The following is a 22,693-nucleotide window of genomic DNA, read 5'->3' on the forward strand; positions in this document are numbered from 1 at the left end:
GGGTGAAGATGTCCAGCCTATATGACCGATTGGGCGGGGAAGGCGCGGTCAACGCGGCCGTTGAGCTTTTCTATCGCAAAGTCCTTGCGGATGGCCGGATCGCGCATTTCTTCGACGGCGTCGACATGGAAGAGCAGATCGCCAAGCAGAAGGCGTTTCTCACCATGGCTTTCGGCGGACCCAACAATTACACCGGCGCCGACATGCGCAAAGCGCATAAGCGCCTTGTCGAAAGGGGTCTCAACGATTCGCATGTCGACGCGGTGATTGAAAATCTCAACTACACGCTGCGCGACCTCGGCGTTCCCGAAAAAGAAGTGAAAGAAGTCGCCGATCTCGCCAATTCAGTGCGCGACGACGTGCTCAATCGCTAGAGCGCGCCGCGAAAAAGTGGGAACCGGTTTTTTGCGTAAAGCGCGCTCTAAGCCATTAGAATCGATCCCGTTATCTGCGTTCAGGCGAGTCCGCCTGAACGCAGCGTGATCTAGTCTCGTGACGCTCATCAGGCGCGAGGGTCGCGCGGTCGATGTTGCGCCGGGCGAAACTGTACTTGAAGCGCTGCTGCGCGTGGGCATAGACGCGCCGCATTCGTGCCGCGCCGGCAATTGTCAGAGCTGCATGCATCGGGCGATTGACGGCGCGCCGCCGCCGGAATCACAGTCGGGCCTGACCGACGCGCAAAAGGCGATGGGCTATTTTCTGCCCTGCATATGCCGCCCGACGACGCCTCTGACGATCCTGCGCCCCGATGATCTCGGCGTGAGTCTTGAAGCGGTCGTTCAGGCGATCGATTCGTTGAGCGACGACATCGTGCGCTTACGGATTGAGGCTGAGGGATTCGCCTATCGGCCAGGTCAGTTCATCGAACTCAGCGCAGGCGAAGACCTCAGGCGTCATTATTCGCTTGCGAGCCACCCTGAGGAAGACCCTTTCCTCGAAATGCACATTCGACTCCATCAGGACGGGCGAATGAGCCGTCACTTGGCGGAAACCCTGCAACCCGGCGATAAGGTGCATGTCGCAGGACCTTCGGGCTCGTGTTTTTACGAGGGCGTGAATGTGGATCAGCCGATGCTGCTCATCGGCGCAGGCACGGGTCTCGCACCGATCTATGGCGTGCTGCGCGACGCGCTTCACAAAGGGCATCGTGGGCCGATCCGGCTTTATCACGGCGCCCGCAGCCGCAAAGGCTTGTATCTTTCTGACGAATTGCAGGCGCTTTCCGACGCGCGCGACAATGTCAACTATCGCCCCTGCGCATTCGATCCGTCAGCGCCGCATGGCGGCGACGTTGCGGCGACGGCGCTCGAAGCGGAGCAAAGCGTCTCGGAGGCCGCAATTTTTCTCTGCGGCGGGGAAAATCTTGTGAAGCGCTTGAAGCGCGAATTGTTCATGCGCGGCGCGAGCCTGAAGAACATTCGGTCGGACGCCTTCACGCCGGCGCGCTGATCGCGCACTCTTAATGCGATAGGAATTTGAACGGTTCGGCCGGAACGAATTTATCCGAAACCTCGCCGGAAAGAATCGGATTGCCAACCAGATCGAGCTTCGCTGGTTTTGCGCCCGGTTCGAGCTTCAGTTTCGTCAGCTCCACCCAAAAAATTGCGGGGTTGAGCGTCGGCTCGAAATAATAGAGCCGGTCCTTGATGTCGGTGACCGAGCGCCATCGCGTCGAGGCGATGTTGGGCTCCTGCGGCGTGGAGATCCCAAGCGGCACCGAGGCGTTCCGAATGATGGAAAAAACGCTGGCGATCGCAACGCGCCTGTCCTCGACTTTCGGCGTCGCGTTTAAGTTCCAACTGGCGCGGGCGAAGCGATCGGACGCCCGATGCGTGCCAGGAAGGAAATTCGACCCGCCGATCTCGACCCAATAGGTGTTGAGCGCAAGCTGCTGATCGAAGGGCGGCGAATTGGTCATCACCGTGTATTTGCGGTCGTGATGGATGACGAGTTTTCCGCCCAGATATTCGAGGATGGCGCTGTCGCCCGATTGATCGGCGAGCGCCATATGGCTTGCCGCTTTCACGCCGCCCGGAAGATCGGGCGCGACGATCGCAAAAGGCTCCTTTTGCAGCGCTTTCACCGCATCCGCCACGGTGGCGTAATTGTCGAGGACATATTGCGTCCAGCCGCCGACGGAAAGCAGCGGCTTTCTTGACGCTTTCGGGTCTCCGTAATCCGCCTCGGCAAGATAGAGAAGATTAGCTGCGAGGCCCGCCTCGTTTATGCCTTCAGCCGTCGCGGCGTCGTAAAAATCGGCGATGAGCGAACCATATTTCGACGTCCATTTAATCGAACCGGGACCAACGCCGCCGTCGCGCGCCATGCCACGCGGAAACGACCATAGGTTTGTTCGCGGATCGACGTCCCAATCCATCGTCCGGCCGACGACATAGTCCTTGTCAGCGGTCCCATAGAGCACGCGCGTGCAGGCGTCAGCGCTCGCGCTCATCAATGCCAGCGCGACGCCGGCCAGAGGCCATTTCGCAAATTTCCTTTTCACGTTAAATTCCCTTCACATCTAATCGAGTCTTAAAATATAGAGGCCTCGCGCCTTCACGGCGCAATTTCGATCTGCGCATCGACGCCCATGAGCTTGCCGAGCGCCTTCAAACGATTGAGCACACGCTCGCTCGCAAGATCGGCGTAAGCTTGCGGCAAGGTGAGCGTCGCCACGCGATCGCAGACCCGCAGGCGCGTGCGCGGCAGCACGCCGGGCATCGACGCCGACAATAAATAGGCGACGCGCATCAGGGCCCCGAGAATGCGAGCGCGCGCAAAAAGACGCGTGGTCAGCAGCGTGCGCAAATCAGAAAGACCCTCAGCCCCATCAAGCCCTTCGTGACGAAATACGATCGCGAGCGAGAGAAACGCGCGGCCGGGATGATCGATCGCGACAAAGGGCCCTTGCGTCACGATATTCATGGCGCGCTGCGCGCGATATTCGGGATGGGCGCGCCAGGCGATGTCGGAGAGCAGACAGGCGGCGTGGCGCAACCGGCGCTCCTCCGCCGTCTCGTCGATTCCGCTCTTGTCCATATAGGCGTCGGTCCAATCGACGAGCTCGTCGCCGTAGCCCGGCGCGCGGGCAAATGTCGCTTCCAGTTCGCGCGTCGCCGCGAGCAACGGATCGATGCGCCGCTCGGCAGACGGCAGGCGCTCATACAACATGCCTTCGCGAACGCCGGCGGCGGAGATGACGATCTCGCGAGGCTTGGCGCGGCGGATGATCTCATCAAGCACGATCGCGCCATAGGCGAGCAACGGCCGACGCGCCGCCGAGACGACGTTGATGTCTTCGAGCGCCTCGCTGTCGATATGTTCGACGAGCGCGGCGAAATCTGCGGCTTCGCTCGTCTGGATGCGGTAATGATGCATCACGCCGAGCGGATAGTTGCGCTGACGCATGTGAAGCTTCGCGAGCGAGCGCCAGGTGCCGCCCACTGCGTAAAAAGTGCGGCCCTTGAGATGTTCGATGGGCTTGGCGTCCGCGAGGGCCTTGCGGGCGATGCGCGTCGCCTCTCGCATGGAGCGCCGAGAGGCGTCCATTAAGGCCAGTCCGCCGAGCGGCAAAGTGACGCCCTTGCCAAGCGTCTCCTTATGGACGTCGATCAATTCCAGCGAACCGCCGCCGAGATCGCCGACGACGCCATCGGGCTCGTGAATTGCTGAAACAACGCCATGGGCGGAAAGCTCCGCCTCGCGACGTCCAGACAGCAGGGAAATGTCACGCTGAATGGCGTCGCGCGCCGCTTCGAGAAACACGGTGCCATTTTTGGCGTCGCGCGCCGCGGCCGTGGCGATCACCTCAATGTCGTTGACGCCCATCGTTTCGCATAACGCACGATAGCGGCGTAGCGCTTTCAGCGCCTTGTCTATGCCATCGTCTGGCAGCCGCCCCGTCGTGACGACGCCCTTGCCGAGCCCGCACATCGCCTTTTCATTAAAGATCGGGGTCAGCGCGCGGGCGAGCGCCTGATAGGCGACGAGACGCACCGAATTCGAGCCGATATCGACGATGGCGACTGGTTTCGGCGCGGAGTCGGAGCGCTGCGTCAGATGACGCCGCAGCTTCTCAAGCATTCTGGCCGCGCTTCTGCAGCGAGCGCGGCCGCCAGTCCTTCAGCGACTTGCCGCGACCCGAAAGCGACGGATTGGTCATGAAATATTTATGCGCGTTGAATCGCTCCTCGCCTTCCGGCGGAACGATGCGCAGAGAGGAGCCGTCTGGCAGCACGCGGTAGCTCTGCTCATTGTCAATCAGATTGGCGAGCATGATCTGATCGAGGATCTGCTGATGCACGGTCGGATTGACGATCGGCATCATCGCCTCGACACGACGATCAAGATTGCGCGGCATCAGGTCGGCAGAAGAAATGTAGACATGCGCGCGCGGATTCGGCAACGCTTGGCCGCCGCCGAAGGCGTAGACGCGCGCATGTTCGAGAAAGCGGCCGACAATCGACTTCACGCGAATATTGTCGGAGAGCCCGGGAACGCCCGGCCGCAGACAGCAGATGCCGCGAATGATGAGTTCGATCGACACGCCCGCCTGTGAGGCGGCATAAAGCGCGTCGATGATTTCGGGATCGACGAGCGCGTTGCATTTGCCCCAGATGACGCCGGGCTTGCCCGCCTTCACGAAGGCGATTTCCTGCTCGATGTGCTCAAGAAGCTTCTTCTTGAGCGAAATCGGCGAGACCGACATGCGCTCAAGTCCGGCGGGTTCCGCATAGCCGGTGATGTAATTGAAGATGCGCGAAATATCCCGTCCGATCGCCGGATCGGCGGTGAACACCGAGATGTCTGTGTAGATGCGCGCCGTCACCGGATGATAATTGCCGGTGCCGACATGGCAGTAGGTGACGAGCCCGCTGCCTTCACGACGCACGACGAGCGACAGTTTGGCGTGCGTCTTGAGCTCAATAAAACCGAAAACCACTTGCGCGCCGGCGCGCTCAAGATCGCGCGCCCAGCGAATGTTCGCCTCTTCATCAAAGCGCGCCTTAAGTTCGACGAGCGCGGTGACGGATTTGCCCGCCTCCGCCGCCTCAACAAGCGCGCGCACGATCGGGCTGTTGTTTGAGGTGCGGTAAAGCGTCTGCTTGATGGCGATGACGTTGGGGTCGCGCGCCGCCTGTTGCAGGAACTGCACCACCACGTCGAAAGATTCGTAAGGGTGATGGACCGCGAGATCCTTCTGCTTGATCGCGAGGAAACAATCGCCGCCATTATCGCGCACCCGTTCCGGAAAACGCGGATTATAGGGCTTGAATTTCAGGTCCGGGCGATCGAGCGCGACGAGTTCGGAGAGGTCGTTAAGCGCCAACATGCCGTCGATCTCGAAGGTTTCCGGCTCGTTGACGTCGAGCTCCTCCGCGACGAGCGCGCGCAAAGTCGCGGGCATATCGGCCGCGACTTCAAGCCGGATCACCGAACCGCGCCGGCGCCGTTTCAAGGCCGTCTCGAAAAGCAGCACGAGGTCCTCGGCTTCTTCTTCGACTTCGAGATCGCTGTCGCGGATGACCCGGAAGAGCCCCTGCCCGCGCAGCAAATAACCGGGGAAAAGCCGCTGCGCGTTCATGGCGATCAGCGTTTCGAGCAGCATGAAGCGCTCGCGTTCTGCGCCCTTTGTCGTCGGCAGGCGCACGAAGCGTTCGATCTTCGGCGGCAACCGGACAAGCGCTTGCAGGGTCTTGCGATCCCCCGGCCGCACGAGTTCGAGCGCCAAGGTGAAGCCAAGATTGGGAATGAAGGGAAACGGATGCGCGGGATCGACCGCAAGCGGCGTCAGCACCGGGAAGACGCGGCTGAGGAAGTAATCCTCAAGCCACTCGCGGTCCGCCTTGGAGACGTCGGCCGGCTCGACGATGACGATTCCGACTTCTTCGATTTCCGCTCGAAGCTCGCGCCATCGCCGCAGTTGCTCGCTCGTCAGAAGCGTGACGCGCTCAGTAATCTTCGTCAGCTGCTCGGCGGGCGTCAGCCCGTCCTCGGATCGCGCGGTCACGCCGGAGCGCACCTGGCCGCGCAGGCCCGCGACCCGCACCATGAAGAATTCATCCAGATTATTGGCGGAGATCGACAGAAAGCGCAGTTGCTCAAGCAGCGGGTGATTGCGATTGGAGGCCTCCTCCAGCACGCGGCGATTGAACTCAAGCCACGACAATTCTCGATTGATGAAGCGTTGCGGAGAAGCCGCAAGCTTGGCGGGATCCTCGACGAGGATCTCATCTGCGCGATCCATGACGTCGATATCGGCGCCCGTGCGCTGGGCTGCGAGCTGATCCTGAATGTGCGGTTTCATTTCCATTTCCGGTCCCAGCCATCATGCCACAGCCTCGCGCGGCGAAGAAAGCCTTGGCCCTAATCCTGGACGAACTTCTCCATAACCTTGGCCGCCAGCGCCCGTGTGACAGGTCTCCCTTGCGCCAAGGCCTCGCGGTCGAGCGCCGCGACGTAGGACCGCGCGGCGTCGAGAGACCGCTCCAGCCTCAGCGCCGCGAAAGCCAGCGCTGGCGGCTCGACAATAAGCTGACGGTCCGCGAAAAGCTTCACCAGCACGGCCCGCATCAATTCTTCGTCTGGCGCGCCGATCTCAACGGCAGGCGCGCGACGCAGACGCGATAAAAGGTCAGGAAGCCGGACGTCCTCCGCCGTGGGCGCGCGGCTCGCGCTCATCAGTAGGAAGGCGCCGCTTTCGTTCACAAAATTCAGGAGATGAAATAGCGCCGTTTCGTCGGCCACCCGATCGACGTCGTCGATCAGGAGCGCAGGCGGCGCATGGGCGGCGAGTTGTTCCAGCGTCGGCAAGGCGTCGGGCGCAATGGCGCGGGCGCCGGCGCGCCCCGCCCAAATCGCGCAGAGGTGGCTTTTGCCCGCGCCTTTCGGCCCGATCAGCGTCAGGACGCGATCAGGCCAATCCGGCCAGCGCTCGATCATTTCGAGCGCCGCGCGGTTGGATGGGGCGGATAGAAATTCCTCGCGTCCGAAACGCGGCGTCGCAGGCAGATCGAGCGGCAGTTGCCTTCCCGACTCGGACCCTTGCGGGGCGCCGGACTTGGTCATGCGCGGTCCGGAATCGGATGCTGATAGAGGGCGCTCGCGCGGTAGCGTCGCGCGAGAAAGCGGATGAAGGCCCCCAGCGCCGCCGCGACGGGCACGGCGAGGATGAGGCCGGTAAATCCGAATAGCGCGCCAAACGCCAGCAAGGCGAACATGATCCAGACCGGATGCAGGCCGACGGAGGCGCCGACGAGCCGCGGCGACAGCACATAGCCGTCCATGATCAGTCCGGTCGTGACGATCGCCACCGCTTCGATCGGCAGATGGATATGCGGCCAGCCCTGAACGACCGCGACGATGACCGAGAGCACGAAGGCTGTGATGGAGCCGACGTAGGGGATGAAGCTCAGGAAGCCTGCGCTGACCCCAATGAGGAAGCCAAAGTTCAGTCCGATCGCCGAGAGCCCGACCGCATACCAGACGCCAAGGAACAGGCAAACCAGCGATTGCCCGCGCACGAAGCCTGCAAGCGCCCGGTCAATATCGCGCGCGAGCGAGCGCACATCCTCGCGATGGCGCGGCGGAATCAGATCGTCGATGATCGCGACCATGTGATCCCAATCGAGCAGCATGTAAAAGGCGACGACCGGCGTGATGACAATGAGCGATATCACGTTGATGAGCGCATAACCGCGCCACAACAGGGATTTCACGAAATCGCCGAACAATGTCGCGGCCTGACTCGTCAGATCGCTGATGTATTTTTGGGCGTCGAAGGTCGCCGCAGCCCCGCCAAGTCCGAACTCCTGCAGCCAATTGTTGATGGAATCGCTTGTGAAACGCTCGCTCCATTGCGTGAGCAGACCGTGCAGAGTCTGTAGATAGGCCGGCAGCGAAGCAATGAAGCCCGCAAGCTGGTGCGAAAGAATCGGAACCAGAATCACGGCCGCGGTCCCCACCACGAAAAGAAAGACCACGAGCAGAAGCCCCGCCGCGCCGAGCCGCGACAGGCCGAGCCGCTGCAGGCGGTCAGCTATTGGGTCGAGCAGATAGCCTAGCGCGGTCCCGGCGACGAAAGGCGCGAGCACCGGGCTCAGAAAATACAGCGCGAGCCCGAGCCCCAGAAGCGTTAAGCCCCAGAGCGTAAGCTGCCTTTCCGGACTCAGCCCCGCCCATTGCAGCTGCCGCATCTCGGCGTCGGCGTCGTCTTGGACAGACTGGGATGGGACAGTCGTCGGCAACGCGCTGTCGGAGCGGAGCGACGATTTTCTCTGCGACATGTCACAGCCTCATATGCTGGACCCAAAGCCACAGATAGACGCAGGCGGAAGCGACGGTCAATGCGGCGACGAGGGCGACGAGCGTCACATTTAATATCGGAATGTGAACCCCATATGCCTGGGCGGCCAGGATCACGCCCGCGAATGCGAGTTGCGCCGCAGTGGTCGCTTTAGAGGAAAAGTGCGGATGCACCTCCATCGGCAGGCCCATCAGCCAGGAGAGCGAAACCGCGCCCGTGATCATGACATCGCGAAAAACCACCATAATTGTGAGCCACGCCGGCAGCGCATCGACAATGGCGAGCGTAATGTACATCGAGACGATCAGCGCCTTGTCGGCGATAGGATCAAGAATCGCGCCGAGCTCCGACTGGAGGCTGAAGGTCCGAGCCAGCCAGCCGTCGAGCGCATCAGACAGGCCCGCGACGGCGAAAAGCACGAAGGCCGCGCTCCATTGGCGCTCAACGATCAAGATGATCGTTGCGGGCGTCAGGACGAGACGGCCGATGGTGATGAAATTTGGAAGCGAAGCGAACCAATTGTTAGTCATGATGCATTATTTGGCGTAGGCGCGGCAGTTTTCACCGCTTGCAAATTGCGCCTCGCTCGCCAGTAAGAAACAAGCGCGGCGAGTCCGAGCGCTACGGCGACGAGCGCAAGAAGTAGTGTCGAAATTGCGTTGATTTGCGGCGAGACTCCCAAACGCACCTGAGAATAGATGCGCATCGGTAGCGTCGTCGCGCCGGGACCGGTCGCAAAGCTCGCTATGATGAGATCGTCAAGAGAGAGGGTGAACGCCAAAAGATAGGCGGTGATGACCGCTGGCGCGATCTGCGGAAGCGCGACGCGCACGAAGGCTTCAGGCGGCGTTGCGCCGAGATCCATCGCCGCTTCTTCGAGCGCCGGATCGCAATCGCGCATCGCCGCGAGAATGGCGACTGTCGTAAAACACATTGTCAGCGTGACATGGCCGATGACGAGCGTGACGAAACCACGCCCAACGCCGAGCGCGACGAAACAGGTGAGGAGCGCAAGTCCGAGCACGACTTCCGGCAAAACGAGCGGCGCATGCACGGCGCCGAAAAACAGCATGCGTGTGCGAAAGCAGCCGAAACGCGCCAGCGCTATGGCGGCGAAAAGGCCGAGCAGAGTCGCGATCGCCGCCGATGTCAGCGCGGCCGCGAGGCTGATTTTCGCGGAACGCAGGAGCTGCTCATTTTCGAGAAGCGCCGCATACCATTTCGTCGAAAATCCTCCCCATACGGAAACAAGACGCGACGCGTTGAAGCTCATGACCGCCAGAATGACGATCGGCGCGTAAAGAAAGACAAAGCCGACTAAAAGAGTCGCGCGACGCGCCCATAGGCTTGCTGCGCTCATTGCGCGCGCTCCTCTTCCCTAAGCCGCGCGCGCTCCCAGAGCAGCAGCGGAATCAGCAGCAGGGCGACGAGCGCGATCGCCGCGGCGGACGCCGCCGGCCAGTCGTGATTGGAGAAGAAATCGTTCCACAAAGTCCGGCCGATCATCAGCGTCTCGGAGCCGCCAAGAAGGTCGGGAATAACGAATTCGCCGACGGCGGGAATGAAAACGAGCAGCGCGCCCGCGATGATGCCCTCACGCGAAAGCGGCAGCGTCACGCGCAAAAATACTTGGGCGGGCGAGGCGCCGAGGTCCGCCGCAGCCTCGCGAAGGCTCGGGTTTTGACGCTCAAGCGCCGCATAGAGCGGCAACAGCATGAAGGGCAGATAGGAATAAACGATGCCGACGACGACAGCGCCTGGCGTCGCGAACATCTGTAGCGGCGCGGAAATGACGCCGAGCGCGATTAGCGCATTGTTGATCAGCCCTTCGTCTTTCAACAGCGCGATCCAGGCGTAGACGCGGATGAGAAAGCTTGTCCAGAAGGGCGCGGCGGCGAGGCCGATGAGAATGGGACGCATTCGCTCCGGCGCGCGCGCCATGGCGAGCGCGAAGGGATAGGCGACGATAAGCGTGATCAGCGTCGAAATAGCGGCGATGGTGAGCGAAGAAAGATAGGATTCGACATAGAGCGTGTCGCTGACGAGCGCCCGATAGGAGTCGAGCGTAAAGTTTTGCGCTTTAGACCAGATGTCCGCGAGACTGTCAGAAAATTCGAAAATCGGACGATAGGGCGGACGCGCCAGCACGGACTGCGAAACGGAAATCTTGGCGACGAGCAGCATCGGCGCAAGAAAAAAAGCGCCGATCCATAAATACGGCGCCGCGATCACCAGCCGTTCGCCTAATGAGAGCTTGCGCCGCGCGCTCATCTAACCGCCCTCGCCGCGCGCGGCGCACAGAACGCCCTCATCCTGAGGAGCGCCTGAAAGGCGCGTCTCGAAGGACGAGGGCGCGGCGTCGCGTCGCGGATTTCCTCGCCCTTCGAGACGGCCTCTTCGAGGCCTCCTCAGGATGAGGAAATCCTTATTGCGCCGCGCGCTCATTTCTTCCCTCATCGCCTGGCTCCTCCGCGAGCAGCGTTCCCGCGTCAGGCGGGAAACTCAGCGTTACCGCATCGCCAATTGCGTGGCGCTCGCCGTAACCAGCCGCCGCGCGCAAGACGACATTCCCTGCAACGCGCACCCGCAGCAGCGTCGTTTCGCCCCGAAAGACGAAATTCTCCACGTAGCCCGCAATCCCTTCTCCCTCGCGGGCGACGCCAATGCGTTCCGGCCGTACGCTGAGCGTCGCCCGCGCGCCATCAGGCAAATTGCCGGGTTCGCAAGGGATTCGTCCAAATTCGGCGACAAGCGCCGCGGCGCCGCCGTTGCGTTCCAAGCGCCCTTCGATGAAATTCGTTTCGCCGACGAAGCCGGCGACGAAGCGCGTCGCCGGCTTGTCGTAAATTTCTATTGGCCCCGCGACCTGCTCCACCCTGCCCGCCCGCATCACCGCGATGCGATCGGCGAGCGCCAGCGCCTCGTCCTGATCATGGGTGACAATGACGAAGCTCGTTTGCGTCAGCCGCTGAATTTCCTTCAACTGAAATTGAGTCTCTTCGCGCAGTTTGCGGTCGAGCGCGCCGAGCGGCTCGTCGAGCAGCAACATTTTGGGGCGCGGCGCGAGCGCGCGCGCAAGCGCGACGCGCTGCTTCTGTCCGCCCGATAGTTCATCGATCCTACGATGGCCGAAATTGGAAAGCTGAGTCATCGCGAGCAGTTCGCTCACGCGCGCCTCGATGGCGTCTTTCGTCTCGCCCTTGCGCCGCAGGCCGAAAGCGATGTTCTCGAAGACATTGAGATGAGGAAAGAGCGCATAGGACTGGAACATCATATTTACTGGACGCCGATACGGCGGTACGCCTGAAAGATCGAGGCCGTTCAGCGCCATTGTTCCAGAATCTGGCGACTCGAAGCCAGCGATGCAGCGCATCAGCGTGGTCTTGCCACAGCCGGAAGGTCCGAGCAGCGCGAAGAATTCGCCGGTGCCGACATGAAGCGACACTTTTTCGAGCGCGACGACTGCGCCGAATTTTTTGCAGACATTCGTAATTGAAAGCAGCGGCGCCGTCACGCGCCGGCCTCGCCACGACGAAACTCGGCGCGCCAGTGGCGAGGAAAATCGCCGCTTACGCCAATATCCTCCAGCGAAACAAGCCGAAGGCCGTCGACGGCGAAGGACTCGATGTCCTTTCTCGTGAGCGGCCAAGGCGGACCGCCGAGCGCCTCTCCCTCGTCGCGCGCGCGCGAAATAATGAGCAGCGTTCCGCTCGGCGCGACAAAGGACGCGAGCGCATGCGCGGCGTCGGGAAAAAGCGCTTCCGGCAGCGCCTGCAAAGTATAAAACTCGTGCACGAGATCGAAGGCGCCGCGCCATTCCTTGGGCGCATTGAAAAGATCGGCGACCTGATAGTCGACCGCGCTCTTTGGAAAACGCTTACGCGCCCATTGCACTGCGCGCTCAACGAGGTCGAAGGCGACGACATGCGCGCCAGCGTGCGCCAGCGCCTCGGCGTTGTCGCCAAGACCACAGCCGACGTCGAGCGCGCGAAGGCCGGCGATCGAACGAGAAGCGAGCCACTCTTCGAGAAGCGGACGCGGCTCGAGGTATGCCCAAGGAACGCCGGCCGGGTCGCCTTCAGCGAGCGCGTAGACAGTTTCGAACCATTCGCGGCGCTTGGGATCTGCCTCGATCCCTCCAGGGCGCTTATGCGGATCGACGGCGTCGAGTTTTTCGCGCGCTCGGGCGCGGCGCGCGGCGAAATCTTCGCCTAGGATTTGGGTTCGCGCGCCTTCTCTTCCCATCCGCCGCTCTCGCTCTGCTGGTGATAGACGAGGCTATAGCCCAGTTCGCGCAGTTCTTTCCATTGCGCGCGGGCGTCGGCAAGCTCGGCGTCGTCGCGCCCGTCGAAAAGCAGGGCGGCGCGTTCGCGCGGCGCGCCGACGCCGGCAAGCGCCGGAGCGATGCGAGCGCCCTCCACGAAAAATCTCACGTCGGCGTCATTGGGATTGTCGTTCTCGCAGGTGAGATAGATCGGCTGACTCTCTGGCGCGCCGTCAGCCTTCGTCCCGTGCGCAAGAAAACTCTCCGGGCGGTACGACCAAAGATCGGCGTCGAGTTTGGCCAGTTGCGCTTCGCTCGTCGCCTGCACAACAGCGCGCCAGCCCCGCGCGCGAGTACGCTCGAGGAGCGTCGGCAGCGTCTGCTCCACCGTCGCGCGGGTGAGATGGTAGAAAGCGATCTCAGGCATGGCTTGCGCCGTCATTTACGACGATCGCGTTCTATTTCGAAACTCTCGACCCGCGCAGACCTCAAAATCCTGGCGACGCCCCGAACGAGCTTTTCCTTGACAAGCGACATTTTGTCTGACATTTGTAATATCAAATTCTAATTGAAAAGCTACTTGGACGTCATGGCGGCTGAGCGCTCGTACCAAAGCCCTTTGCGTGAGGCGCAGGCGGCCATGACCCGCGAGCGCATCCTCATGGCTGCCAAGGACTATCTGGAAAAAGAGAGCATCGAGAGCCTGAGTTTGCGCAAGATCGCTTCGCTCTCTGGGGTTTCGCCGCCGACGGTCTACGCGCATTTCGCGACCATGGACGATCTGGTTGCGGCTTTCTTCCTCTGGTTGAAGCCCCGGCTCGGTCTCGACAAGCCGCTGCCGCCGCTCGCCGAACTCCCAACGATGCCGCAGCGATTGTTCCCTTTCTACGATCAATACGGGGCGCTGCTCAGGAACCTGATGAATCAACCCTCTTGGGACAGGCAGCGCTACGCTGATCGAGACAATCGCCTCGGCGGGTGGGTCGCCGGAGTCGGCGTCGCTTTCCCCGATCTGACCCCGACGCAACTGCGTCGTGGCGCGCTGGCCATCGCCTCGTACTGGAGCCCAACCTATTGGCGCTGGCTGCGGGATACCTGCCGCTTCACTTCGGAGGAGGCGCAAACCGTCGCTTCGTGGGGGATCCGCGCGCTGACTGACGCCCTGAAATCCGACCCCTCCGGCCTCGACGGGCCGCCAGTCTCGCCAACCGCGAATGACACATCCGCGACAAAACAAGGGAAGCAATGATTCACCATATCTCCATTCCCGCGCGCGATCCGGCCCATGTCGCCGACGTTCTCGCAGAGATCATGAACGGGCGCGCCTTTCCTTTCAGCGGTCCGCTGCCGGGCGCCCATATGGCGATGAGCGGCGACCCGCACGGCACGATGATCGAGGTCTATCCGAACACGATCACCCTAACGCCGGGCGAGGACGGCGCGCAGGTCGCCTTCACGCCCGGGCCGTCGTCGGAAGGCTATTTCCCCTTCCATGCGCTGATTTCCGTGCCGGTCGACCGCGCCGCCATTGAGCGCATCGGGGCCCGCGAGGGATGGCGCACCAAGTTTTTTGGCCGCGGCGCGCCTGGCAAGCCGCCAGTCTTCCACCTTCTCGAATTCTGGGTCGAGAACCGCGTCATGCTCGAACTGGCGCCGGCGGACTTAGCCGACGAATACGCCTCCTTCATGCAGATCGGCCGAATCGAGGCCCTCATGCGCGAACGTGCAGAGGCCGCCGCGAAGTAGACGATCCGTTTTTTGTCCTCCGATCGAGAGAGAAGTCATGTCGGCAGAAAAAATCGAGGATGTTCTGATCGTCGGCGCCGGCCCAACCGGGCTTTCGCTGGCGATCACGCTGCGTCGATACGGAATTCCGGTACGCATCATCGATCGGGCGATGCAGCCGAGCTCCGTTTCCAAGGCGTTGGCTATTTGGAGCGCGAGCCTTGAAGCCATGCAGGGCATGAACGTCATCGACGACTTTCTGCGTGACGGCGCGCGGCTCAACGCGCTCTGCATCGGCGACGGCAGTCGACAACTCGCGCGAATGGAAGTTGGCGAGGGCATCGACAGCCCGTTTCCGTTCCCGCTCCTTATTCCGCAGTCCGAGACCGAGCGTTTGCTCAATGCGCGGCTCTCTGATTTGGGCGTCACGGTGGAGCGCGGCGTCGAACTGACTAGTCTCTCTCAGGACGATGACGGCGCGACTGCGACCCTCAACCACGCCAACGGGCGAACCGAAATGGCGCGCGCCCGCTATCTCGTCGGTTGCGACGGCGCCCGCAGCGAAGTCCGCAGAGCGCTCGACATTGCATTCGAAGGCTCGACCGAACCTCAGACTTTCCTCCTCGGCGACGTGCGCATCGACGGCGGCGGGTTGGACCACAAAAACATCTATCTATGGTGGCGCCGAGGCGGAACCGTCGCCCTGTTTCCGTTCGAAGAGGAGACTTGGCGGATATTCGCTATCCGCGGGAATGACACGGCGGCCGATATCCCGCCGACGCTCGATGAGCTGCAAGGCCGTGCCGATCGCTACGGGCCGCCGGGCATGCGTCTGCGCGATCCAAGCTGGCTATCGGCATTCCGGATCAATGAGCGCGTGGCGGCGCGCTATCGGGCCGGGCGCTGCTTCCTTGCAGGCGACGCCGCGCATGTTCACAGCCCCGCCGGCGGACAAGGCATGAATACCGGAATTCAGGACGCGGTGAATCTCGGCTGGAAGCTCGCCCATGCGCTTCAGGGCATTGGCGACGCCAATCTCCTCCTCGACAGCTATGAACCGGAGCGGCGCGCCATCGCGCGCGACGTGGTCAAGGCCGCCGAACAGAAGCTGCATCTCGCATTCAGTTCCGGCGACGCGATGCGGATCATCAAGGACATCGCCGTCTCAATCTTCGGCAATCTGTCCATCGTTCAGAAGCGGCTCCAGGTCGAATTGTCCGAGACAGAAATTGTCTACCGAGACGGCCCGCTCGTCACGCTCGGCGCTCCGCCGCACAATGCACGCCGCACCGATGTTGGCGCGCGGGCGCGCGACGCCATCATTACCGTCGCGGGTCAGCGCCAGCCTCTATGGCCGCTCCTCAGCGAACCACGCCATACCCTGCTGCTTTTCGAAGACGCCGAGTCGCCGTTTGATGCGTCGGAACTGATCGACTTCACTGATACGCGGTTGGCTATCCTTCGCCTGACCCCAGAGAACGACCCCGACAAACAAGTACGTGCGCGCTATCGTCAGCAAGCCCCGGGTTGGGTTTTGATCCGTCCGGATCAGGTGGTCGCCGCGCGTGGCGACGGAAGCGATCTCACCGGACTCAATCGCTATCTCGATCGCGTGCTGCGGTCCCAAAAGAGTTCAGAGATTGCGTCGGTCACGAGTCCCAACCAAGGGCTGGCGACGCACGAGGCGGATGGAGTTTTGGCGCCCTAAGTCTCGCCCGGCGTCCAGGATGGCGGATCGCTCGCCGGAAAAGATTCGACCCCGGCCTGGTAGACGTCGTCTTTCGGCGCCTCCCAGACCACGCTGATGGTCAAAGCGTTTCTGACTTTCGTTGGCGAAGCGGCCGTTGAAGCGGCATATTCCGCCTCCATCCATTCAGCCGCCGAGGCGACGGAGCCCTTCAGCACGACTTCATCGCCCTCGATTTCGATGGAGATCGCTTTGGGGTCCGCCACGCCGCTCTTATCCAAAGCCTCACGGACGGCGGCGCGCACCCCCACTGTGTCCATGCCAGTCATCGCAGCCTCAGCCAAAAGCGCCGCGGCGAGAAGGCCGCGGCGCACGCTTTCAGCTCACATATGGGCTGTCGTCACCGAATGTTCCATGGGCTGCGCAAAGCCAATGGCGAGCAGGACGACCGCGACAGCCGCATGTAGCCATTGATCGGCGACGTTCATCGCAATCAGTCCGCCGAGCTCAACCACGTTCGGCGCAATGAAACCGAGAATAGCCACCGCCGCGTAAACGATAGCCAGCACGCGAATCATTACGACGGGGACCCCGAAATAGGGGCTGAGGAGCAGAAGCGCGCCGGTGATCAGGCGGACGAAGTTATGCGCTGCATTCACGTGGAAAAAGCCGCCGTCATATACGAGAGGATTGGGGATGAATCCGAGCAGGCCGACCGCCACGAAGATAACGCCCAGAATGGTCGCTATAAAGTTGGCGTTCCAGTGAGTCTCAATCATGATGCGTTCCTTTCAGTCCAGGACGAACTGCGTTGAGCATCAGATTGGGCGGCAAAGAAGCATTTACAATTAAAAAATTGGAAAGGAAACGCAAACGTGCGCGATATGCAAAGCTTTAGGATATTAGATGGCAAGGCGCCATGAATTGATAGGCTATAGATAAAACAACTATACTCAGGCTTCGATGCGCAGTTAATTTAACATGTGATCTTGCGCTCTGGACGCCGAGCGCGGCGCGAAAAACGGCGGCGCCTATGCGTGGCGCCGCCACACATCAACCGCTCAGCCCTCGTAATAATCGCGCACCAGCCGGTCTAGGAGCCGCACGCCCCAGCCGGCCCCCCAGCTTTGGTTGGTGTCGCTCGTCGGCGAGCCCATGCCGGTGCCGGCGATGTCGAGATGCGCCCAGGGCGTCTTGCCGACGAAGCGCTGCAGGAAATGCGCCGCAGTGATCGAACCGGCGTGGCGGCCGCCGGTGTTCTTCATATCGGCGAACTTGGAGTCGATCAGCTTGTCGTATGCCGGGCCCATGGGCATGCGCCACAGCTTCTCGCCGATATGGGTTCCAGCTTTGGTCAGACGATCGGCGAGTTCATCATTATTCGAGAACAGTCCGCAATATTCCTGTCCCAAGGCGATGAGAATGGCGCCGGTGAGCGTCGCGAGATCGACGACCGCGGCGGGCTTGTGTTTGTCGATGACGTAAGTGAGCGCGTCGGCAAGGACGAGCCGCCCTTCGGCGTCGGTGTTGACGATTTCGATCGTTTGGCCCGACATGGATTTGACGATGTCGCCTGGCCGCTGCGCCTTGCCGTCCGGCATGTTCTCGACGAGGCCAAGCACGCCCACGACATTGGCCTTCGCCTTCCTTGCGGCGATCGCGTACATGGCGCCCGTCACCGCCGCGGCGCCGGCCATATCGCCCTTCATGTCTTCCATCGAGGCGGCGGGCTTGATGGAAATGCCGCCGGAGTCGAAGACGACGCCCTTGCCGACGAAGGCGACTGGCGCCGCGCCCTCGGCGCCGCCGCTCCAGCGCAGCACGACGAGCCGGCTGCCGGCTTCCGATCCCTGCCCGACGCCAAGTAGCGCCCGCATGCCAAGTTCTGCCATCGCCTTCTCGTCAAGGACCTCGACTTCGACTCCAAGCTTCATCAGCTCGGAGGCGCGGCGAGCGAATTCAGGCGGAGTCAGGACATTCGCAGGCTCATTGACGAGAGTTCTGGCAAGAATAACGGCTTCGGCCAAATGACTGGCGTCGGCCATCGTGGCGCCGACGCTTTCGGGATCGGCGAGGGCGACGACGACCTCCATCGGTCCTTCACGATCCGCCTCGTCTTTTTTCTTGGTCTTGTAATGATCGAATTTGTAGACGCGGAGCCAGCCGCCGAGGGTAAACTGCGCCGCCGAGTCGTGAGCGGCGGGGATGCTTTCCGGAAGGTCGAACAGCACAACGGCTCGCGCCCCGGGACCGATTTTTGCGGCCGTCTGCCCGCCGAGCGTGAAAAAGTCGTCAAAGGGCTTGGAGGCTTCTCCGTCTCCTTCGGACTCGTCCCCTTTGCCGAGGCCCATTAGGATGACCCTGCTCGCGGGCGCGCCGGGCGCTGCGAGAACTTCCAGGGACGTTCCTGATTTGCCCTTGAATTTGGCCGCCGCAGCCGCGCGCTTTAGATGAGCGTCGGCATCCATCAGAATGCTCCCGGCCCGCTCGCCCATAACCAGATCGCGGCCGACGAAAGCGACGAGCGTGCGTGGATGCCCCTCCTCTTCCGGATGGCGGAGCAGCGCCTCGGCGGCGTCGAAGGGCTGGAGTTCATATTTCGCGTTGACGAGCATCAGGGCCTCTTGCCTCCTTCGACGAAGCGAACGCCTTTCTGGCGTGAATACGTCGATTTTTTAGAAAGTTAGCGCCGGCCGGGGCGCCCGGCGCGCAATTTGACGGGATTGGGGCGCACTATCTTCCGGCGGGCGTCGGGGGTCAATCGCGACCGGCCGCTTTTGGAGCCGTTTTAGGCTTCATTTCACCGCCGTGGAATCGCCGCGATCGTTACGCAGAAATCCGACGTGGCGCAAAAGCAACGCTCGCAAATTGAATGTGTTGGCGCGGCTCTGAAAGCCCCCGCGACGCTTGCGCGCAAAGAAGCGAGCGTCTAGCGATCGTTAACTGAGCCTTTATCATCGGCGCTCTGGGGGCGGCGCGCCAAAACAAAAAGGGGAAAGCCGCAGCCATGATCGGGGCGACGATCACGCGCTATTTCGCGCTGCGCTTCACGCGAACGATCTTGGCGATTTTTTTTACGATTTTCTGCCTGATGTTTGTGGTGGTTTTCGTCGAAATGCTGCGACGCGCAAGCGATAATCCAGAGGCGGGCGCCGCGACCGTCGCTCTGATGACGGCCATGCGCGTCCCTGCAGCCGCGGAGATGATCCTGCCCTTCGCCGTTCTCTTCGGGTCCATGGCGACGTTCGTCGATCTTACGAGAAAGCTTGAACTGATTGTCGCCCGCGCCGCCGGCATGTCGGTCTGGCAATTCATCGCGCCGCCGGCGCTCACGGCGCTGCTTATCGGGGTGGTGTCGGTCGCAATCTATAATCCGCTTTCGACATCGATGAAGCAGCGTTCCGAGCAGATGGAGTGGGATCTTTTCGGCGTTCCGGGAAGTCTGCGCATCGATCATGGCGTTTGGCTGCGCCAGCATGGCGTCGACGGCCTCGCCATTATGCACGCCATGAATTCCTCCAACGGCGGCGCGGTGCTGGCGCAGGTCAGCGTGAATATTTACGCGCCGCGCGGCGGTTTCCTCGAGCGCATAGAAGCGGAGCGCGCGCGTCTCGAACCGGGCGTTTGGGTGCTCGAAAATGCGCAGGTGAGTCTGCCGGGAGAGGCGGCGCGCAAGGTCGGGTCTTACATGCTCGCGACGGACTTGACGCCGGAGCAAGTCGCGGCGGCGACAACGCCTCCGCAGGGCACGCCGTTCTGGTCGCTGCCGGAAATGACGGCGCGCACCGCCGAAGCAGGTCTCGACGCGACGGGCTACAGGCTCCAATTTCAGACGCTTCTCGCGCGCCCGCTGCTCCTTGTCGCGATGGTTCTCGTCGCTGCTTCCTTTTCATTAAGATTCTTTCGATTTGGCGGCGTCGCGAAAACCCTTTCAGGTGGCGTGGCCGCAGGCTTCGTGCTTTATATCGTTACCAAAGTCCTCTCGGATCTCGGCGGCGCGGGCATGATCAGCCCTGTCGTGGCCGCTTGGTCGCCTGCGCTTGTCGGGAGCATGTTGGGCACGGTGATCTTGCTGTATTCGGAGGATGGTTGATGGCGCTCGCCAGCCCCTCCCGGCGTCTTTCCCTTCTTGCGGCCGCGCTCGCTCTCGCCGAGGCGGCCTTCGCAAATTTCTCGCTTGCGGCGGCGCAACCCGCTCCTGCGTCGGGCGAGCGCATGGTCGTCGAGGCGAAGGAGCTCGTCTACGACGAGAAAAGGAACGTCGTCACCGCGCGCGGCGACGTGCAGATTTATTACAAAGGCCGGCTGCTCGAAGCTGACAGCGTCGTCTATGACCGCAACACTTCGCGCGTTTATGCCGAGGGCCACGCCAAGGTGACCGAAAGGGATGGCACCATCGCGCGCGCCGAGCGTTTTGACCTCACCGACGATTTCAAGACCGGCTTCATCGAGAGCCTGCAGGTCGACACTCCCAACAACACACATTTCACTGCGCCCAGGGCCGAGCGGGCCGGCGACACGACCACTTTTGATATGGGCACCTACACGGCATGCGAGGCCTGTCGCGACGATCCCGCGAAGCCACGCACATGGCAGATCCGCGCCAAGCGGATCATCCACGACAACGTCGAGAAGATGGTCTATTACGAGGACGCCTCATTCGAGCTGCTCGGCATGCCGATCGCTTATGTGCCGTTCTGGTCCTCGCCCGATCCGTCGGTCAAGCGCAAGTCGGGCTTTCTGTCGCCGTTCTCCATGTATCGCCCGCAGCTCGGCACCGGCTTTGGCATACCTTATTTCTGGGCCATTGCGCCGGACTACGACCTCACCGTCACGCCAATGTATTTTACGCGGCAAGGACCCTTCGTCACGGCCGAGTTCCGCCAGCGCTTTGACAACGGCGGCTATACAATTCGGGCCGAAGGAACGCATGTGGGGGATAGTAGCGCGTTCGCACCCGCGCCATACGGCGCCCGTGACAGAAGGTGGCGCGGCGCCGTTCAGTCCTTCGGCGAGTTCTGGCTGAACGACCGTTGGCGCGCGGGCTGGGACATCACGGCCTTATCGGATCGATACTTCCTCCAGGATTACAATCAATACAATTACCTTCTGCAGAACTATTTCTTCCGCGAAGCGTCATCGACGATCTATCTGACCGGCCAGGGGCCGCGTAGCTTCTTTGACATGCGCGGATATTATTTCCAGGTCCTGTCGCCCGCCGACTTGCAGGCGCAGCAGCCCGTCGTCCATCCAGTGATCGATTACAACCGTGTAATCGACATTGATCCGGCGGCGACGGCAGGCATCGGCGGCCAGCTCGAAGTCGACGCTAATATGACGAGCACGTCCGAAAATGTCGCCAACTTCGAATCGATACAGCCGCGCACATTCGATCGGAACTACGGTCTCTACAACGTTTGCCAGCTTTATGCGCGCGCTTCCGACCCGGCGCGGAGCACCTGCCTGTTGCGGGGGGTCGGCGGCAATTATGAGCACGCGACCATCAGCGGCGCCTGGAAGCGCAAATTCATCGATCCCGTGGGCGGCGTGTGGACCCCCTTCGCCTTTGCGCGATTTGTCGGCAGCTATCTCGACTATGACCAACAAGGTCTATACCCAGTCTTCAACCAGATGCAGTCGCCAATTCCCGACGGCGCGCAAGCCCAATTCTTGGGTGGCTTAGACAATCGTTTCCGCGGTCAGGCGCTGCCTGGCGCCGGTGCCGAATGGCGCTACCCTATCCTGGCCAGAAGCGTTTTCGGCGATATCGTCTTTGAACCTATCGCCCAGCTCGTCGCGCGCCCCAATCAGACCTCCATCCCTTCGCTAGTCAACATCGACGCGCAAAGCTTGGTGTTTGACGATTCGACCTTATTCGAATGGAGCAAATTCTCTGGCTATGACCGGTTCGAGACAGGCGTGCGCCTCAACTACGGCGGCCAGGCGACGATGTCGCTGCCCAATGGCGGCTTCATCAATACGATGATCGGTCAGTCGAGCCAGATCGCCGGCGCCAATCCCTACGCGCAGATTGACGCAGCCAATGTCGGCCTCAATTCTGGCCTTAACTCCCGCACATCGGACATCGTTGGCCGCTTCGCCTTTGCGCCTTCATCACTCCTCAGCTTTGTCGCCAAGGGTCGCTTCGATAAGAATAGCTTGCGCGGGCGCCGCATCGACCTGGTCGCAACATTAAACCTGGATCCGATCTCGGTTCAGCTGCAATACGCCAATTACGCGTCGCAGCAGGCCATCGGCTTCGATATGCGCCGGCAAGGCCTCTTTGCCTCGGCGCAATATAACATCACAAAAAACTACTTCCTGAACGGCGCTGTAACCTTCGACATGAGCCGCTATCTTTATAATTCCCTCACCAATCCAACGAATCTTCCATTCACCGGGACGCTGACCGGCGTCAACGTCGCCGGCTCGGCACCTCTGTTCTCCATCGCGACTCTTGGGGCCGGCATCGGCTATCGCGACGAGTGCACAACACTTTCAATCAATTATACGCAAGCCTATCAGCCTCAACCCAGCACGGGCCTGCCGGCGCGGTATCAAACCGTGATGGTCACGCTGCAGCTGCGCACGCTGGGCGAAGTAAAGTTCAACCGGGGGATTGGCTCGCTTCTGGCGGATGATGGCGTGCGCGCGACGCGCTGAGCGACCTAGTTGATACTTCAGCGTCAGGAGGACGCCTGCCGCGCGCCAT

21 protein-coding genes are annotated in these 22,693 nt (G+C 61.7%); 7 read left to right on the forward strand and 14 right to left on the reverse strand.

The window, feature by feature from the left end:
• Positions 1 to 8 precede the first annotated feature (8 nt).
• Together FEV16_RS12480 and FEV16_RS12485 are read left to right on the forward strand one after the other, a co-directional pair.
• Positions 9 to 374 (forward strand): group 1 truncated hemoglobin, encoded by a 366-nt coding sequence (locus FEV16_RS12480; protein ID WP_138167962.1) that lies wholly within the window; start codon positions 9 to 11, stop codon positions 372 to 374.
• A gap of 118 nt (positions 375 to 492) precedes the next feature.
• Positions 493 to 1,449 (forward strand): 2Fe-2S iron-sulfur cluster-binding protein, encoded by a 957-nt coding sequence (locus FEV16_RS12485; RefSeq protein WP_138167963.1) that lies wholly within the window; start codon positions 493 to 495, stop codon positions 1,447 to 1,449.
• Positions 1,450 to 1,459: 10 nt separating this feature from the next.
• On the opposite strand, the gene FEV16_RS12490 is transcribed toward FEV16_RS12485, so the two are convergent.
• The 11 genes from FEV16_RS12490 to FEV16_RS12540 form a co-directional block, all read right to left on the reverse strand.
• The gene (locus FEV16_RS12490; RefSeq protein ID WP_138167964.1) at positions 1,460 to 2,503 is read right to left on the reverse strand and encodes a linear amide C-N hydrolase; all 1,044 of its coding nucleotides are present in this window, start codon (positions 2,501 to 2,503) and stop codon (positions 1,460 to 1,462) included.
• 53 nt (positions 2,504 to 2,556) lie between these two features.
• Entirely contained in the window at positions 2,557 to 4,083 is a 1,527-nt protein-coding gene (gene ppx, locus FEV16_RS12495; protein WP_138167965.1) for an exopolyphosphatase, read from the reverse strand.
• The gene (locus tag FEV16_RS12500; RefSeq protein WP_138167966.1) at positions 4,076 to 6,307 is read right to left on the reverse strand and encodes an RNA degradosome polyphosphate kinase; all 2,232 of its coding nucleotides are present in this window, start codon (positions 6,305 to 6,307) and stop codon (positions 4,076 to 4,078) included. Before FEV16_RS12500 ends, ppx begins: the two co-directional genes overlap by 8 nt.
• 59 nt (positions 6,308 to 6,366) lie before the next feature.
• Positions 6,367 to 7,068 carry a DnaA/Hda family protein gene (locus FEV16_RS12505; RefSeq protein WP_138167967.1) on the reverse strand — a complete coding sequence of 234 codons (702 nt, stop codon included), beginning with the start codon at positions 7,066 to 7,068 and terminating at the stop codon, positions 6,367 to 6,369.
• Positions 7,065 to 8,285, reverse strand: coding sequence for an AI-2E family transporter (locus FEV16_RS12510; RefSeq protein WP_138167968.1), 1,221 nt, complete (start codon positions 8,283 to 8,285; stop codon positions 7,065 to 7,067). Before FEV16_RS12510 ends, FEV16_RS12505 begins: the two co-directional genes overlap by 4 nt.
• 1 nt (position 8,286) lies before the next feature.
• Complete coding sequence (locus FEV16_RS12515; protein WP_138167969.1) at positions 8,287 to 8,835, reverse strand: CDP-alcohol phosphatidyltransferase family protein; 549 nt, start codon at positions 8,833 to 8,835, stop codon at positions 8,287 to 8,289.
• A complete protein-coding gene (locus FEV16_RS12520) occupies positions 8,832 to 9,665 on the reverse strand; it encodes an ABC transporter permease (protein WP_138167970.1) in 834 nt (277 codons plus the stop codon). Before FEV16_RS12520 ends, FEV16_RS12515 begins: the two co-directional genes overlap by 4 nt.
• A complete protein-coding gene (locus FEV16_RS12525; protein WP_138167971.1) occupies positions 9,662 to 10,576 on the reverse strand; it encodes an ABC transporter permease subunit in 915 nt (304 codons plus the stop codon). The genes FEV16_RS12520 and FEV16_RS12525 overlap by 4 nt, the downstream gene beginning before the upstream one ends.
• Positions 10,577 to 10,730: 154 nt before the next feature.
• Positions 10,731 to 11,819 (reverse strand): ABC transporter ATP-binding protein, encoded by a 1,089-nt coding sequence (locus FEV16_RS12530; protein WP_138167972.1) that lies wholly within the window; start codon positions 11,817 to 11,819, stop codon positions 10,731 to 10,733.
• Positions 11,816 to 12,550: a class I SAM-dependent methyltransferase gene (locus FEV16_RS12535; RefSeq protein WP_138167973.1), complete on the reverse strand. Its 735-nt coding sequence runs from the start codon at positions 12,548 to 12,550 to the stop codon at positions 11,816 to 11,818. Before FEV16_RS12535 ends, FEV16_RS12530 begins: the two co-directional genes overlap by 4 nt.
• A complete protein-coding gene (locus FEV16_RS12540) occupies positions 12,517 to 12,996 on the reverse strand; it encodes a DNA polymerase III subunit chi (RefSeq protein WP_138167974.1) in 480 nt (159 codons plus the stop codon). Before FEV16_RS12540 ends, FEV16_RS12535 begins: the two co-directional genes overlap by 34 nt.
• Before the next feature lie 213 nt (positions 12,997 to 13,209).
• Between FEV16_RS12540 and FEV16_RS12545 the strand changes: the two genes are divergently transcribed.
• From FEV16_RS12545 to FEV16_RS12555, 3 genes are read left to right on the forward strand one after another with little or no spacing between them, the layout of a single operon-like run.
• On the forward strand, positions 13,210 to 13,818 hold the full coding sequence (locus FEV16_RS12545) for a TetR/AcrR family transcriptional regulator (RefSeq protein ID WP_138167975.1): 609 nt from the start codon (positions 13,210 to 13,212) through the stop codon (positions 13,816 to 13,818).
• Entirely contained in the window at positions 13,815 to 14,315 is a 501-nt protein-coding gene (locus FEV16_RS12550; protein WP_138167976.1) for a hypothetical protein, read from the forward strand. The genes FEV16_RS12545 and FEV16_RS12550 overlap by 4 nt, the downstream gene beginning before the upstream one ends.
• Positions 14,316 to 14,352: 37 nt before the next feature.
• Positions 14,353 to 16,002: an FAD-dependent monooxygenase gene (locus FEV16_RS12555; protein WP_138167977.1), complete on the forward strand. Its 1,650-nt coding sequence runs from the start codon at positions 14,353 to 14,355 to the stop codon at positions 16,000 to 16,002.
• Here the strand turns inward: FEV16_RS12555 and FEV16_RS12560 are convergent.
• From FEV16_RS12560 to FEV16_RS12570, 3 genes are all read right to left on the reverse strand, one after another.
• Positions 15,999 to 16,355, reverse strand: coding sequence for a BON domain-containing protein (locus FEV16_RS12560; RefSeq protein WP_246657309.1), 357 nt, complete (start codon positions 16,353 to 16,355; stop codon positions 15,999 to 16,001). The two genes, FEV16_RS12555 and FEV16_RS12560, sit on opposite strands and share 4 nt — an antisense overlap.
• A 9-nt stretch (positions 16,356 to 16,364) precedes the next feature.
• Positions 16,365 to 16,760 carry a DUF4383 domain-containing protein gene (locus FEV16_RS12565; protein WP_138167978.1) on the reverse strand — a complete coding sequence of 132 codons (396 nt, stop codon included), beginning with the start codon at positions 16,758 to 16,760 and terminating at the stop codon, positions 16,365 to 16,367.
• Positions 16,761 to 17,042: 282 nt separating this feature from the next.
• Positions 17,043 to 18,596: a leucyl aminopeptidase gene (locus tag FEV16_RS12570; RefSeq protein ID WP_138167979.1), complete on the reverse strand. Its 1,554-nt coding sequence runs from the start codon at positions 18,594 to 18,596 to the stop codon at positions 17,043 to 17,045.
• A 392-nt stretch (positions 18,597 to 18,988) separates the two neighbouring features.
• Between FEV16_RS12570 and lptG the strand changes: the two genes are divergently transcribed.
• Both lptG and lptD read left to right on the forward strand, forming a co-directional pair.
• A complete protein-coding gene (gene lptG, locus FEV16_RS12575) occupies positions 18,989 to 20,074 on the forward strand; it encodes an LPS export ABC transporter permease LptG (RefSeq protein WP_138167980.1) in 1,086 nt (361 codons plus the stop codon).
• A complete protein-coding gene (gene lptD, locus FEV16_RS12580) occupies positions 20,074 to 22,644 on the forward strand; it encodes an LPS assembly protein LptD (protein WP_138167981.1) in 2,571 nt (856 codons plus the stop codon). Before lptG ends, lptD begins: the two co-directional genes overlap by 1 nt.
• The last annotated feature ends 49 nt before the right edge of the window (positions 22,645 to 22,693 follow it).

The sequence above is a fragment of the Methylocystis sp. B8 genome, from assembly GCF_005771425.1.
In the GTDB taxonomy this organism is placed as follows: Bacteria; Pseudomonadota; Alphaproteobacteria; order Rhizobiales; family Beijerinckiaceae; genus Methylocystis.